Consider the following 14,520-nt stretch of genomic DNA (forward strand, 5'->3'; position numbering starts at 1 on the left):
CGAAGGGGGCGGGCGTCTGGATCCGGGGGATCGTCAGTCGTTGACCTTCTGGCCACGGCCGGCGATCAGGCCGTAGATCAGCAGGACGATGATCGAGCCGCCGATGGCGAGGAGCCACGTACCCAGGTCCCAGAACTCGGTCAGCGGACGGTTGAGGATCAGGCTGCCGAGCCAGCCGCCGAGCAGCGCACCCACGACGCCGAGAAGCAGCGTGATGAACCAGCCGCCGCCCTGCTTGCCGGGAAGGATCAGCTTGGCGATGGCACCGGCGATGAGGCCGAGAAGAAGAAAGCCGAGAAAACTCATGGTCAGCTCCTGTGATCGGGAGCCCCGGGGTGCCGGGGCTTCTTGTCCACAAGCCTGCCGAAATCCGGATCCGAGTGCCAACCCCTTGCGCGTGCACCCCCGGATATGCCAAGAGGCCCGACTCCCTCGTGGGAGACGGGCCTCTGCGACTGTGGCGACGCGGTCGCGTCAGTTGTTGCCGCGGGCGATCGCGATGATGCGCAGGATCTCGACGTAGAGCCACACGACAGTGACCATGATGCCGAAGGCGCCGAGCCAGCCGTACTTGCGGGGAGCGCCATTGCGGACGCCCTGCTGGATCTGATCGAAGTCGAGCACCAGCGAGTACGCGGCCATGATCACGACGAGGACGCCGATGATGAGGCCGAGCGGGATGCCGAAGATCTCCTGGCTGAACAGACCGAACGCGTTGGTGTTCACGCCCGTCCACATGAGGACGAGGTTCAGGAGCGAGAAGACCAGGTAGCCGATCATCGCGATCATGAAGATCTTGGTGGCCTTCTTCGAGGCGCGGATCTTGCCGCTCGCGAAGAGCGCGAGGGTCACACCGACGACCGAGATCGTCGCGAGCGTCGCCTGGAACACGATGCCGGGCCACTGCACCTCGAAGAACGCCGAGATGCCGCCGATGAAGAGACCCTCGAAGGCCGCGTAGGCGAAGATGAGCGCGGGGCGCACCTTCTTGCGCGACGTGAAGGTGATGACCATGGCGAGCACGAAGCCGCCGAGGGCTCCGATGGCCCACGGCAGCACGTTGACGGCAGCGGGGTTGTACGGGTTGTAGCGGGGGACGTCGAGTCCGCCGAGCGTCAGCACCCAGCCGATCGCGGCGGTGACGAGCAGGATGCCGAACAGGCCGGCGGTCTTCCAGACGGTGTCCTCGACCGACATGCGGTCGGTCTCGATGGCGCCGGCGGGCGGTGCCGCGTACATGCCCTCGAGCTGTGCGTTGGCCGCAGCGTCCATCGCCCCGTGCTGGAGCGAGGCGCTCTGCGCGCCCTGGGCAGCCTGAGGTCCGCCCGGGTACGTCGCGACGTTGCGCGGGTCCTGCTGCTGGAAAGCAGGGTTGTTGAAAGCGAAGTTGCTCATTGGTGGGCCTCACTCCAAAGGGGGGTAGTAGGTCTCTTTCCTCCACGATACTCGGCAGGGGGCGCCGCCGGGGTGTTCTACGCTGAGAGCGTGCCCAGGAATTTCCCCCTCGTCATCGGGCACCGCGGTGCGCCCGGCTACCGTCCGGAGCACAGCCGCTCCTCCTACGAGCTCGCCCTCGCCATGGGGGTGGATGCGGTCGAGCCCGACGTCGTGGCGACGAAGGACGGTGTGCTCATCGTGCGTCACGAGAACGAGATCTCGGGCACGACCGATGTGGCGGACCATCCGGAGTTCGCCGACCGCAAGACGACCAAACGCGTCGACGGAAACGCGCTGACCGGCTGGTTCACCGAGGACTTCACCTGGGCGGAGCTGTCCACCCTGCGTATCCGGGAGCGTCTGCCGGAGGTGCGGGCCTCGAGCGCGAGTTTCGACGGCGCTCAGCAGATCCTGCGACTGCGCGACGTGCTCGACATCGTGCGTGAGGGTTCGGCGGAGCACGGACGCGAGATCGGCGTGGTGCTCGAGGTCAAGCACGCCACGTACTTCGCGAGCATCGGCCTCGAGCTCGCCCCGCTCATCGACCTCGAGCTGCACGACGCCGGATGGGCCGAGGGCGAGCTGCCCCTGGTGATCGAGTGCTTCGAATCGACCGTGCTCGGGCAGCTGCGAGAGCGCGGGATCTCGGCCTCGTACATCTATCTGATCGAGGCGTCGGGGCGTCCCTACGACCTGCTGGTGGCGGAGGGCAAGCGTGCGCTGACCTATAAGGAGACGGTCGCGCCGAAGGGGCTCGACGCTCTGGTCGGTCGGGTCGACGGCATCAGCGTGAGCAAGAAGATGCTGCTCGACCGTGGCAACACGATCGTCGCCGATGCGCACGCGCGCGGACTGCAGGTCTTCACGTGGACGTGCCGACCGGAGAACGCCTTCCTCGCCGCGGAGTTCCGAGGTCCGGGCGGCCGCGGGGAGTTCGGCGACTATGAGGCGGAGTGGGGCGTCCTCGCCCGTCAGGGCATCGACGGGGTGTTCGTGGACCATCCGGACCTCGGCGTCGCCTTCTTCCGCGGCTGAATCGTCTCCGACCGCGTCAGAGCGGGCCGAGCACGCTCTTCACGTCGTCGTCGAGCGTCAGCGTGCGCAGAGGTTCGAGGATCTCCCGTTCCTCGAACCGGAAGTGCGATTCCATGATCGCCGCGATCCCGTCGAGGTGCCCGCCGATCGTCGCCGCGTCATCCCCGCGCTCGGCCGCACTGCGCAGCGAGGCGAGCAGGTGGGCGAGCATCGAGTGATCCTGCATGAGCTTGTCGATGACTCCGCCGAGCTCGGGATGCTCGGCGCGCAGGGAAGGGAAGAGCTGCCGGTCCTCGGCGCCGTGGTGACCGTCGAGGGCGGCGCAGAAGCCGATGCAGTAGAGAACGAGCTCCGACGTCGCATCCGGCACGTCCGCACCCCGGCCGAGCGCGTCGCGCGTGGCAGCGAGGGCAGCGCGCAGACGGGAATGCGCCGACCGGAGTTCCTGATCCCAGGCGATCAGGCGGGCGGCATCCATCGGGCCAGTGTAGATCGGTTCAGTGCAGGAGACGTCCCGTTCAGAGTGTGCGGTCGAAGGCCCCGCGCCGCGTGGAGACGATCTCCTTGCCCAGCGGCATGAGGGAGACGGGGACCATCTTGAAGTCGGCGATGCCCATCGGGATGCCGATGATCGTGATGCACAGCAGGATGCCCGAGACGATGTGGCCGATCGCGAGCCACCAGCCGGCGAGGATCACCCAGAGCACGTTGCCGAGGAACGATCCGACCCCGGCGGTCGGCTTGCTGATGACCTCTCGTCCGAAGGGCCAGATCGCGTAGGCGGCGATGCGGAACGAGGCGATCGCCCACGGGATCGTGATGATCGGGATGCACAGCAGGATGCCGGCCAGGACGTACCCGAGGAACAGGGCCCATCCGGCCAGGATGACCCAGATGATGTTGAGGATCGTGCGCATGAGCCGATTGTGTCACCACCGCCCCGCCGGGACTGAGCATCCGCCCGGAGGTCCCGGCCGAGACCGTGTGCGGATGCCAGACTGACCGCATGACCGGAATCGTTGTGCAAGACGTCAGCAGAGCATTCGGGACGGTGCAGGCGGTGAAGGGGGCCACTCTTCGTGCGGAGCCGGGGCGCGTGACCGGCCTCGTTGGTCCGAACGGTGCGGGCAAGACGACGCTGCTCCTGATGCTCGCCTCCCTGCTCGCTCCCGACGCGGGGACGATCAGCATCGGCGGTGTCGACCCGTCGGTCGACCCGCTCGCCGCGCGACGTCTGCTCGGCTGGATGCCGGACGCGCTCGGCGCCTGGCCGTCGCTCACAGCTCGCGAGACCATCGTCACGACCTCCCGTCTGTACGGGATCGAGAAGCCCGATGCCGAGGTCCGCGCCCAGCAGCTGCTCGCCCTCGTCGGTCTGGCCGACCTCGCTGACTCCCCGGCCAAGGTGCTCTCCCGTGGCCAGAAGCAGAAGCTCGGACTCGCGCGTGCCCTCGTGCACGATCCGCAGGTCCTTCTCCTCGATGAGCCGGCCTCCGGCCTCGACCCCGAAGCGCGGGTGCAGTTGCGCGTGCTGCTGCGCGGCCTCGCCGCCGAGGGGCGCACCGTGCTGATCTCCAGCCACATCCTCTCCGAGCTGGACGAGGTCGTCGACGACGCGGTGTTCCTCGTCGCCGGCTCCGTCGTCGACGCTGCGCCGGCACAGCGCGTGATGCGGGCCTGGCGGGTGCGTCTCGCCGGCGCGACGGAGGAGCGGACGAAGGCCGACGCATGGCAGGTGGCATCGACCCTCGGCATTGCGCCCGAATCGCTCGGACAGGATCGCGGTGCCGTGCTCGTCCGCCTGGAAGGGGAGGGGGCTGCGGCGCAGGCACTGCGGCACCTCGTCGAGGCGGGACTCCCGGTCGTCGAGTTCGCGCCGGCGCAGAGCCAGCTCGAGCACACCTTCCTGAACCTGCAACAGGCGTCACCGCCCCCAGCACCCACCGGAACGGAGGCGGGCGCATGAGCCTCGCGAACATCGGCATCATCGCCCGACTGGAACTGACCCAGCGGCTGCGCAGCGTCGGGTGGTACGTGCTGCTCGGCGTCTTCGCTCTGGTACTGCTCGGCGTCACGGCTCTGTCTTTCGCCGTGTACTCGTGGGGCGACGCGATCGGCGCCGGCGTGTACTCGATCGTGGTCAACGTCGTCCTGCTGCTGGTCGTGCTCGTCTCGCCGACGCTCAGCGGCAACGCGATCAACGGCGATCGGGATGCCGCCACCCTCGCCGCGGTGCAGGTGACCGCCGCATCGACCGGTGACATCATGCTGGGCAAGCTCGTCGCTGCGGTCGCCACCGGCGGTGCCTTCCTGGTCGTGGCGGTTCCGTTCCTCGGGCTCTCCCTGCTCGGCGGAGGCACCAACCCCGTCGTGCTGCTCGTCTCCCTGCTCGTGCTCGCGGCCGAGATCATCATCGTCGCCGCGATCGGCGTGGGCCTGAGCGGTCTCATCGCGCGCCCGCTGTTCTCGGTGGCGACGACGTATCTCGTGGTCGCCGCCCTCGTGTTCGGAACGCTGATCGCGTTCGGACTCGGCGGCATGGCGGTGCGCGGCGAGGCCACCGTCTACTCCCGCCCGTACGACGCGAACGGCAACCCCGAATGCGATCGCTGGGAGGTGAACAGCATGCAGGAGGTGCCGCGATTCGATCTGGTCTGGTGGACCCTGTCGGCGAACCCCTTCGTCGTGCTCGCCGATGCCACCCCGACCGAGTATGCGACCGGTGGCTACCCCGTCGACCTGTTCGGTCAGATCAAGTACGGCCTGCGCAGCGCCCAGCAGTCGCCGCTCGAACAGCGCTGGGACGCCTGTGACCCCGATGGCGGATACCGCACACCGCAAGAGGTCATCGAATCGACGGTGCCGAGCTGGTTCGTCGGACTCGGAGTGCAGGTCGTCATCGCCGGCTCGCTGTTCGCGGGGGCATGGGCGCGCACCCGCACCCCCGCCCGGCGTCTGCCTCCTGGCACGCGAATCGCCTGACGGGAATCGCCACCTCCTGTTCACCTGGTGTGCACCCGAGGGATCCTCGGCGGCCATCCGGGGTCGCTGGTCTGGGCTGGTACCCGACTGAGTCCCGTCCGGACCGTCCTCGCGTCCCGCGGAGGCTGCCGGCCCAGCCACCCAGGAGTCCTCCATGCCCCGCATGCATCGTGCAGCGGCGGTCACGGCGGTGTGCGCGTTGAGCGCCGCCGCCCTGCTCGCCACTCCCGCCGTCGCGATCGGCGCCGATCCCGGCATCCGTCCGACCGAAGCGATCTCGGCTGCTCCGAGCCTCGTGCTGAACGAGATCGTCTACGACGACGCGGCTAGCGGCCTCGCCGATCAGGTCGAGCTCTACAACGCCGGCGCCGAGACGGTGGACCTCACCGGCTGGACCATCGCCGACGAGAAGCGCGACAGCTTCGGCAAGGCGCCGGATGGCACGTCTCTCGCACCGGGGGAGTTCCTGGTGCTCGTGAAAGACGTCGACTTCGCCTTCGGACTCGGCAAGGGCGACGAGGTCGTGCTGTTCGATCCGAGCGGCGCCGAAGCGGACTCCTATGCGTACGAGAACACCGCGCCGTTGTCGGTGTGGGCACGCTGTCCCGACGGGACGGGGCCGTGGGCACCTGCGACGACGGTCACGCCGGGCGCGCCGAACGACTGCGCGGTCGCTCCCGTCGACGGCTCCATCGTCGTCAACGAGGTCGACTCGCAGCCGGCCGACTGGGTGGAGTTCTTCAACCCCGGCACCGCAGCGCTCGATATCTCGGGCTACGAGATCCGCGACAACTCCGACGATCACCGCTGGCAGTTCCTTCCGGGAACGCAGATCGGAGCGGGACAGTTCCTCGTCGTCGAGGAGGGGACGATCGGCCTCTCCGGAGGCGTCGAGGTGGCCTTCCGCGAGCCGATCGGCATCGGCAGCGCCGACCGCATCCGGCTCTATGACGCCTCGGGCGCGATGATCGACGACACGCTGCCCTGGCAGGGCCACGCGGCGATCGACGGCGACTTCGCCGCGGCGACCCTGGCTCGCTGCCCCGACGGCGTCGGGGCGTTCGTGCTCGCCCACCCGACTCCCGGTGCGACGAACTCGTGCGTCATGCCCGACGTCGTGATCAACGAGATCGAGTCGAACGGCGACACCACCGACTGGGTCGAGATCGTCAACACCGGGGCCACAGCGGTCGACCTCTCCGGCTGGACCGTGATGGACAGCGACCCGACGGGGCACGCCGCCGAGACCACGCCGCTCCCGTCCGGGACGATCCTGCAGCCGGGCGGCTACTTCGTCTTCGACCAGCCGGAGAACTTCGTCTTCGGCCTCGGTAACGGCGACACCGTGACGATCCGCGACGCGAACGGCAACACGGTCGATGAACACGTCTACACCGCGCACGCGGCCGGCGTCCTCGCCCGCTGTGCCGATGGCGTCGGGGACTTCGTCGACATCGCGGTCTCGACCAAGGGGCTGCGCAACGCGTGCGGCAACCCGGTGCGCATCAACGAGGTCGAGTCCGACGGCGGCTCGCCCGACGATTGGGTGGAGCTCGTGAACCCGACGGACGCCGCGCTCGATGTGTCGGGCCTCGTGGTGAAGGACGACGATGACGCGCACGCCTACGCGATCGCGGACGGCACCACGATCGGAGCGGGGGAGTACCTCGTGATCGAGCGGGCTCAGCTCGGCTTCGGACTCGGCGCGGGCGATGCGGTGCGGGTGTTCGACGGAGATCTGCTCGTGGACTCGACCTCGTGGGGCGATGGCCACGCCGCGACCACCTGGGGCCGCTGCCCCGACACCACCGGCGCCTTCGCCGTCACCGCTGCTTCCACGAAGGGCGTCGCGAACGTCTGTGCCGGCGAGGTCGCCGTGGGAACGTGGCCAGGCTCCGCCGAGGTGCGCGTGGTGGACAGCATCCCGACGTTCCTCGAGGACAGCTCTGGTCTCGACGTGCAGGAGACGGCCGACGGGGCGTTCCTCTGGGCGGTCGACAACGGCGAGGGGCGCATCTGGAAGCTCGAAGCACACGCCGACGGCTCGATCACGAAGGTCGACGGCTGGGACGCGGGCAAGCGGGTGCGCTTCCAGAAGGATGCAGCGAACCCGGGAGCCGCAGGTCCAGACACCGAAGGCATCTCGGTCGACGGAGACGGCTTCGTCTACGTCGCATCCGAGCGAGACAACAGCGCCAAGGGCGTGAACCAGAACGTGGTGCTGAAGGTCGACCCCGACGCCTCGCCCGGCGATCTCGTCGCCCAGCAGGAGTGGGACCTGACCTCGCTGCTGCCTGCGGTCGGGGCGAACCTCGGCATGGAGGCTGTGCAGTGGGTTCCGGACTCCGCGCTCGCCGGAAAGCTCTTCGATGACCGGAAGAGCGCCGCATACGACCCGAAGGACTACGCGGGACACGGGGGCGGGCTGTTCCTCGTCGCGGTCGAGGACAACGGTCATGTGTACGCCTTCGCGCTCGGCTCCGACGGCTCGGCGACGCTGGTCTCGGAGATCGCTCCCGGCCTCGCCGGAGTGATGGCGCTCGACTACGACAGCGTGCGCGACAGCCTCTGGGCGGTGTGCGACGACGGGTGTCAGGGGCGCTCGGCCGAGATCACGCTGAACGGCACCGCACAGCCGGGCATCGCGCACTATGCCCGCCCGGCTGGAATGCCCGACATCAACAACGAGGGCTTCGCCACGGCGCCGGCCTCGCTTTCGGTCGACGGGCAGCGGCCGGTCTGGTGGTTCGCCGACGGTTTCGCCTCGGAGGCGCTGCGCACCGGGACGCTCCCCGGTGGTGGCGGCACTCCTGGAGGAGAGATCCCGCCGCTTCCCGGCACGGAGCTCGTCGACGGCAACCGCGGTGGTCTGACCGTCGATCCCGCGGTCGCGACGCGAGGCCAGACGGTCACGATCACCGTCGACGCGAAGGGCGCTGGCACGGACGTCGCGATATGGATGTACTCCGATCCGACGCGTATCGCGACGGGCGCGCTCGCGGAGGGCGGCACCATCGCGGTGAGGATCCCGGCGGATGCACCGCTCGGGGCACATCGGATCGCGGTGTTCGATGCGAGCGGCGCTCTCCTCGGCTGGGCCGACATCCGGATCTCTGCGGAAGCGGGAGCGGGAGCAGGGGCCGGTGCTGGCGCCGGCGCAGGTGGGCTCGCGGCCACCGGATCCGAGCTTCCCCTCGCGGCTGCAGTCCTGGCGCTGCTGCTGCTCACCGCCGGCGCGGCGACGATGGGACGTCGGCGGCGCGGGGCCTGAGTCGTGAGCGGGGGTGCGATCTGCTCGTGCCCCCGCGCACCCGCGCACCCGCGCACCCGCGCCATCTTCCTCCAGGGGGTGCGCGCACGACGCCCGACCGACTAGACAGGGTGTGAGCGCGGGGAACCGCATGAGAGGACGTCGATGAGCATCGCATTCCTGCTGACCACGCTGGTGATCGTCGCGACGCCCGGCACCGGCGCCGTCTACTCCATCGCCGAGGGCATATCCCGTGGGCGCAGAGCGGGCATCATCGCCGCATTCGGCTGCACGCTCGGCGTCATCCCGCACATGATCGCGGCGATCACGGGGCTGGCCGCGATCCTGAACGCCTCCGCCGTGGCATTCGAGACGATCAAGTGGATCGGCATCGCCTATCTGCTCTTCCTCGCCTGGCAGACGCTGCGCGACAAGTCGCTGATCCAGGCCGAAGAGGATCCTGCTCCGCGCTCGTCGTGGCGCGTGATCGGCACGGCGGTGCTCATCAACGTGCTCAACCCGAAGCTCACGATCTTCTTCTTCGCCTTCCTCCCTCAGTTCGTGCCGTCGCAGGCGCCGGACGCCGCCTGGCAGATGGCAGGACTCAGCCTCGTGTTCATGGCCCTCACCTTCGTGGTCTTCGCGCTGTACGGCATCTTCGCCGCCACGATGCGCACCCAGGTGCTGGGGCGGCCGAGGGTCGTGACCTGGTTGCGCCGCTCCTTCGCCGCGACCTACGTGCTCCTGGCCGGACGCCTTGCGCTGGAGACCCGGTAGCGTCACCTGCACGCGCAGTCGCTGCACGCCTCCGGGGAGGCGGGGTTCCGTGCCGTGGTGTCGGTGCCGACGCCTAGACTCGTAGGGCCATGACCGAAGCTCCTCTCATCGTCCCCTCCACAGCCGGTCCTCGCTCGTCGGGAACCCCGGGGCAGGACCATCTCCTCGCCGGCCTCAACCCTCAGCAGCTCGAGGCCGTCACCTATCGCGGCCCGGCGCTGCTGATCGTCGCGGGCGCCGGATCGGGCAAGACCAGCGTGCTCACCCGCCGCATCGCCTCGCTGCTGCGCAGCCGGGAGGCGTGGCCGAGCCAGATCCTCGCGATCACCTTCACGAACAAGGCCGCCGGCGAGATGCGCGAGCGTGTCGAAGGGCTCATCGGCGACGCCGCGCGCGGCATGTGGATCTCGACCTTCCACTCCGCATGCGTGCGCATCCTGCGTCGCGAGGCCCAGCAGTTCGGATTCACCAAGAACTTCACCATCTACGACTCCGGCGACTCGCGCGCGCTCATCAAGCGACTCGTGAAGGAGCACGAGGCCGATGCGTACGGGCTCACCCCCGCCGCGGTGCAGGGTCGCATCTCCAAGCTGAAGAACGAGCTGTCCGATGCCGAGGGCTATGCGCGTCAGGCCAACATGTCGGATCCCGCCGAGCGCGTATTCGTCGAGGTGTTCGCCGACTACCAGCGGCAGCTGCAGAAGGCCAACGCCTTCGACTTCGATGATCTGATCGGCCAGACCGTCTACCTGTTCCGCGCCTTCCCCCAGGTGGCGGACACCTATCGCCGTCGGTTCCGGCACATCCTGGTCGACGAGTACCAGGACACCAACCACGCCCAGTACGCGCTCATCCACGAGCTCACCCGGCCGGTGTCGGGCGCGGGTGCGGCATCGGAGCCATATGCCTCGAACGGCATGATGATCTTCGAGCCCGACCCTGAGCCGGCACCGGGCGCCGGTGAGGCCGGGGCGTCGCTCACGGTCGTCGGTGACTCGGACCAGTCGATCTACGCCTTCCGTGGTGCCGACATCCGCAACATCAGCGAGTTCGAACGCGACTTCCCCGGAGCGAAGGTGGTGCTGCTCGAGCAGAACTACCGTTCCACCCAGAACATCCTGTCCGCCGCGAACGCCGTGATCGGCAACAACTTCGACCGCAAGGACAAGAAGCTCTGGAGCGACAAGGGCGACGGTGACGCCATCATCGGCTTCACCGGGTATTCCCAGCACGACGAGGCGCAGTTCGTCGCCGACGAGGTCGAGGCACTCCACCGCAAGGGGATGCCGTACTCGGAGATGGCCGTCTTCTATCGCACGAACTCGCAGTCCCGCGCGCTGGAGGAGATCTTCATCCGCTCCGCTGTGCCGTACAAGATCATGGGCGGCACGAAGTTCTACGAGCGCGCCGAGATCAAGGACGCGCTCGCCTATCTCGTCGCTGTCGCCAACCCCGCTGACGAGATGTCCGTCCGCCGCATCCTCAACAAGCCGCGGCGCGGCATCGGCGATGTCACGGAGACGGCGATCGCCCGCTTCGCAGAGGAACACGGGATCTCGTTCCGAGACGCCCTGTCGCTTCCTGGCCAGCTCGGCGTCGGCCCGAAGATCCAGGCCGCGATCGCGCAGCTCGACGCGGTGCTCGCCGAAGCGACGGCGATCATGCTGCCGGCGACGGGCGAAGTGCCGCCGCCCACCTCGGTGGCCGATGGGCTCAGCCTGCTGCTGTCGAAGAGCGGCTACCTCGACGCGCTGCGAGCCAGCCGCGACCCGCAGGACGAGGCACGCGTCGAGAACCTCGACGAATTCGTCGCCGTCACGCGCGACTTCGCCCGGAACAACCCCGAGGGCACCATCACCGACTTCCTGACCGAGGTCGCCCTGGTGTCCGACGCCGACGATCTCGACGACGAATCCGGCTCCGTATCGCTCATGACGATGCACACCGCCAAGGGCCTGGAGTACGACGCGGTGTTCGTCACCGGCGTGGAGGAAGACCTCATCCCGCACCGCATCTCGGCGGGAGAGCCCGGAGGGCCGCAGGAGGAGCGTCGACTGTTCTACGTGGGGATCACCCGCGCCCGCAAGCGCCTGCACCTGTCCTTGGCGATGACCCGCGCGCAGTTCGGCGAGGTCACGGTCGCGATGCCCAGCCGCTTCCTGCAGGAGATCCCCGCGAACCTGATCGACTGGCGGCAGTCCCCGGGCGACGTCAACTCGCGCGGCGGGATGCAGTCGCGTGCGCTGAACGCCCGTCGTCAGGGCGGTTTCGGCGGATCGGGCTCCGGAGATCGCTTCGCGGTGAAGTCGTTGCCGGGGCGAGACTCCTTGAAGCCGCTGTCGACCGCCATGGACAAGTTCCCCAACAGGGTCACGGCCAAGATGCGCGACAACGGCGACCTCGAACTCGCCGCGGGCGACCGCATCCGTCACGTCGACTTCGGTGAAGGACGGGTGGACGCGGTGACCGGCGAGGGCGCGAAGCGCATCGCTCACGTGCGGTTCGACTCGGCGGGACAGAAGAAGCTCCTCATCAAGGTCGCGCCGATCGAGAAGATCTGACCCCGTCCCGGTGCGCCCGCGTCGGCGGAGCCTCGGGAGGGAGCGCCGTGCGGATTGCCGGTTAGGCTGGCTCATATGGCCCTCTTCTCTCGCCGCAAGAAGTCCGGTGACGATGCCGTCGCCCCCACCGCCGAGGCCGTCGAGCCCCGCACAGCGCAGGGGGATGACCATCCCGCCGAGAGTGCGCTCTCCGAAGGCACGGCGTCAGAGAGCGCGACGTCCGACAGCGTGACGTCGAACAGCGCGACGTCGGACAGCACCGTCGACGAGCAGCCCGCTGCGGCGCCGTCGATCGGGATCTCGGTGCAGGCGTTCCGAGGCGTCGGTGCGGAAGCGGGTCCTGAGGTCGAGCTGCCGTCCTCCGACGCGCCGTCGAACCCGCAGACGCCGCCCGCAGCTCCGGCCGCGCCGCAGACCCCGCCGCGTCCTGCCACCCGGCCCGAGGCGCCCGAGGAGCGGCGCCTGCCCCTCGCGTCCGCGCTGCCGCCGGAGCAGACCGAGACGGTCCCCGGCATGAAGGACAACGTCCTGCTGCGTGAAGCGCTCACCGAGATCGAAGCCGGCGCGACCAACGATCAGCTGCTCGGGGTCATGCGTCAGGCGCTCCAGGGGCACCTCTACATCCGCGTGAACGGCGACGCGCGTGCACAGATCAGCGAGGGCAAGGCCCTTTCGGTCGCGGTCGTCCGAGACAGCGAGGACCGCCAGTACATGCTGGCGTTCAGCTCGGCGGGCGCCGTGCGTGATTCCGTGCAGCTCGAGGCCGACCCCTCGTCGACCTCGGCGGTCGCTCAGCCGGTCACCTCGGTGCTGCAGCAGGTCGTGTCCGGTGACTTCGCCGGCCTCATCGTCGACAACGCCTCGGCTCCGCACCGCGTGGTCTTCCCGACCGAGCTCCTGCAGAAGACTCTCGAGCAGGCCGACGTCGACATGACGGTGAAGAGCATCCTCGCAGCCCCTCGCGAGCAGGACTCGGCCGTCAAGGTCGGGGAGGCACTCGCGACCACGCGGATGTGGGTCGCCGTCAACGACGGTTCCGGCGGCGGCCCCGTCGGCATCGCCGAAGCCCAGACGACGGACGGACGCCGATTCCTGCAGCTCTTCTCGCACCCGCTCGAGGTCATCGCCCTCGGCCGCGGCGACCGACCGCTCCCGTTCGCACCCGAGCAGCTCGCGAAGGTGCTCACCAGTCACGCCGACATCGCCGGGGTGATCGTCGACTCGGCCGGTCCCTCCATCGTCGTCGAACGGGATGCGCTCACGCCGGTCCTGGTCCTCGCCGTCGACCTCGGCGACTGACCCAGATCTGCTGACCTGATCCGGCCCCCGCGCGCTGCGGAGCGAGCGGGGTTCCGTCCGTCCTGGCTGCACCCTAGGGTCGGAACATGGCCTCAGAACGCGTGACCCTGACCGTCGCCGACCTCGACGGAGAGCGCGAGGTCGCGCTCTCCAGCCCGAATCGCGTGGTGTGGCCCGACCTCGGCATCACCAAGGCGGAACTGGCCGAGTACGTGCAGCTGGTCGCCGGCCCTTTCCTGGCCGCCAACGGCAACCGCCCGGTGTCGCTGGAACGGTTCCGTGACGGTATCGGCCCCTCCGGAGGGGCCAGAGCGGAGGGCTTCTTCTCGAAGAACCCGCCCAAGGGGACGCCGGATTTCGTCGATGCCGTGACCGTCACCTACAACAGCGGGCGTCGACACCCGCAGATCGTCCTGAACCGCGCCAGCGCGATCGTCTGGGCGGTCCAGATGAACACGATCGTGTTCCACCCGTGGGCCTCGCTCGCCACCGACCCCGACGATCCCGTCGAACTGCGCATCGACCTCGACCCGCAGCCGGGCACCGACTTCGCAGACGCCGTGACAGCCGCCCACACGCTGCGCGAGGTGCTCCGCGAGGCCGGACTCGAGGCCTTCGCCAAGACGAGCGGCAACCGCGGGCTGCATGTGTTCGCGCCGATCGAACCGACTCACGAGTTCCTGGATGTGCGTCACGCGGTGATCGCCGCCGGACGCGAGCTCGAGCGGCGGATGCCCGAGCAGGTCACGACGAACTGGTGGAAGGAGGAGCGGGGCGAGCGCATCTTCGTCGACTTCAACCAGGCCAACCGCGACCGCACGATGGCGGGCGCCTACAGCCCGCGTGCCCTGCCGGGAGCGACCGTCTCGACACCGGTGGCGTGGGAGGAACTCGACGGCCTCGACCCGACGGCGTTCACCGTCCGGAGCATTCCGAAGCGCCTCGATGACATCGGCGATCCGTGGGCATCGCTGCAGGACAGCCCAGGACGCATCGACACGCTGCTGGAGTGGTGGGAGCGCGACAAGGAGAACGGGCTGGGCGAGCTGCCCTTCCCGCCGGAGTTCCCGAAGATGCCCGGCGAGCCCCCGCGGGTGCAGCCGAGCAAGAAGGTCGCGGCGAACTGGGACGACGACGGCACCCCGGCCGAGAAGGGCTGACCCCGCCGTCGAGTCTGGG

12 protein-coding genes are annotated in these 14,520 nt (G+C 68.9%); 8 read left to right on the top strand and 4 right to left on the bottom strand.

The window, feature by feature from the left end; translation table 11 throughout:
- Positions 1-33: 33 nt before the first annotated feature.
- Positions 34-306, bottom strand: coding sequence for a GlsB/YeaQ/YmgE family stress response membrane protein (locus AAY78_RS13340; RefSeq protein WP_045263759.1), 273 nt, complete (start codon positions 304-306; stop codon positions 34-36).
- 168 nt (positions 307-474) lie between these two features.
- Positions 475-1,395 (bottom strand): Bax inhibitor-1/YccA family protein, encoded by a 921-nt coding sequence (locus tag AAY78_RS13345; RefSeq protein ID WP_046748800.1) that lies wholly within the window; start codon positions 1,393-1,395, stop codon positions 475-477.
- A gap of 90 nt (positions 1,396-1,485) precedes the next feature.
- Here AAY78_RS13345 and AAY78_RS13350 point away from each other — a divergent pair, with 90 nt between their 5' ends.
- On the top strand, positions 1,486-2,472 hold the full coding sequence (locus tag AAY78_RS13350) for a glycerophosphodiester phosphodiesterase family protein (protein ID WP_046749046.1): 987 nt from the start codon (positions 1,486-1,488) through the stop codon (positions 2,470-2,472).
- Between the two features lie 16 nt (positions 2,473-2,488).
- Here the strand turns inward: AAY78_RS13350 and AAY78_RS13355 are convergent, their stop codons facing one another.
- Both AAY78_RS13355 and AAY78_RS13360 read right to left on the bottom strand, forming a co-directional pair.
- Positions 2,489-2,950, bottom strand: coding sequence for a hemerythrin domain-containing protein (locus AAY78_RS13355; protein WP_046748801.1), 462 nt, complete (start codon positions 2,948-2,950; stop codon positions 2,489-2,491).
- Between the two features lie 40 nt (positions 2,951-2,990).
- Positions 2,991-3,389, bottom strand: coding sequence for a YccF domain-containing protein (locus AAY78_RS13360; protein WP_046748802.1), 399 nt, complete (start codon positions 3,387-3,389; stop codon positions 2,991-2,993).
- 89 nt (positions 3,390-3,478) lie between these two features.
- On the opposite strand from AAY78_RS13360, the gene AAY78_RS13365 reads away from it, so the two are divergent.
- From AAY78_RS13365 to ligD, 7 genes are all read left to right on the top strand, one after another.
- On the top strand, positions 3,479-4,438 hold the full coding sequence (locus tag AAY78_RS13365) for an ABC transporter ATP-binding protein (RefSeq protein WP_046748803.1): 960 nt from the start codon (positions 3,479-3,481) through the stop codon (positions 4,436-4,438).
- Positions 4,435-5,454 carry an ABC transporter permease gene (locus tag AAY78_RS13370; protein ID WP_046748804.1) on the top strand — a complete coding sequence of 340 codons (1,020 nt, stop codon included), beginning with the start codon at positions 4,435-4,437 and terminating at the stop codon, positions 5,452-5,454. Before AAY78_RS13365 ends, AAY78_RS13370 begins: the two co-directional genes overlap by 4 nt.
- Positions 5,455-5,608: 154 nt before the next feature.
- Positions 5,609-8,725, top strand: coding sequence for a lamin tail domain-containing protein (locus AAY78_RS13375; protein ID WP_046748805.1), 3,117 nt, complete (start codon positions 5,609-5,611; stop codon positions 8,723-8,725).
- A 144-nt stretch (positions 8,726-8,869) separates the two neighbouring features.
- The gene (locus tag AAY78_RS13380) at positions 8,870-9,481 is read left to right on the top strand and encodes a LysE family translocator (protein ID WP_046748806.1); all 612 of its coding nucleotides are present in this window, start codon (positions 8,870-8,872) and stop codon (positions 9,479-9,481) included.
- Positions 9,482-9,570: 89 nt separating this feature from the next.
- The gene (locus AAY78_RS13385) at positions 9,571-12,042 is read left to right on the top strand and encodes an ATP-dependent helicase (RefSeq protein ID WP_046748807.1); all 2,472 of its coding nucleotides are present in this window, start codon (positions 9,571-9,573) and stop codon (positions 12,040-12,042) included.
- A gap of 75 nt (positions 12,043-12,117) precedes the next feature.
- Positions 12,118-13,341: an SseB family protein gene (locus AAY78_RS13390; protein ID WP_052748786.1), complete on the top strand. Its 1,224-nt coding sequence runs from the start codon at positions 12,118-12,120 to the stop codon at positions 13,339-13,341.
- Between the two features lie 86 nt (positions 13,342-13,427).
- The gene (ligD, locus tag AAY78_RS13395) at positions 13,428-14,501 is read left to right on the top strand and encodes a non-homologous end-joining DNA ligase (RefSeq protein ID WP_046748808.1); all 1,074 of its coding nucleotides are present in this window, start codon (positions 13,428-13,430) and stop codon (positions 14,499-14,501) included.
- Positions 14,502-14,520 lie beyond the last annotated feature (19 nt).

The sequence above is a fragment of the Microbacterium sp. Ag1 genome, from assembly GCF_001005635.1.
Lineage (GTDB): Bacteria > Actinomycetota > Actinomycetes > Actinomycetales > Microbacteriaceae > Microbacterium > Microbacterium oxydans.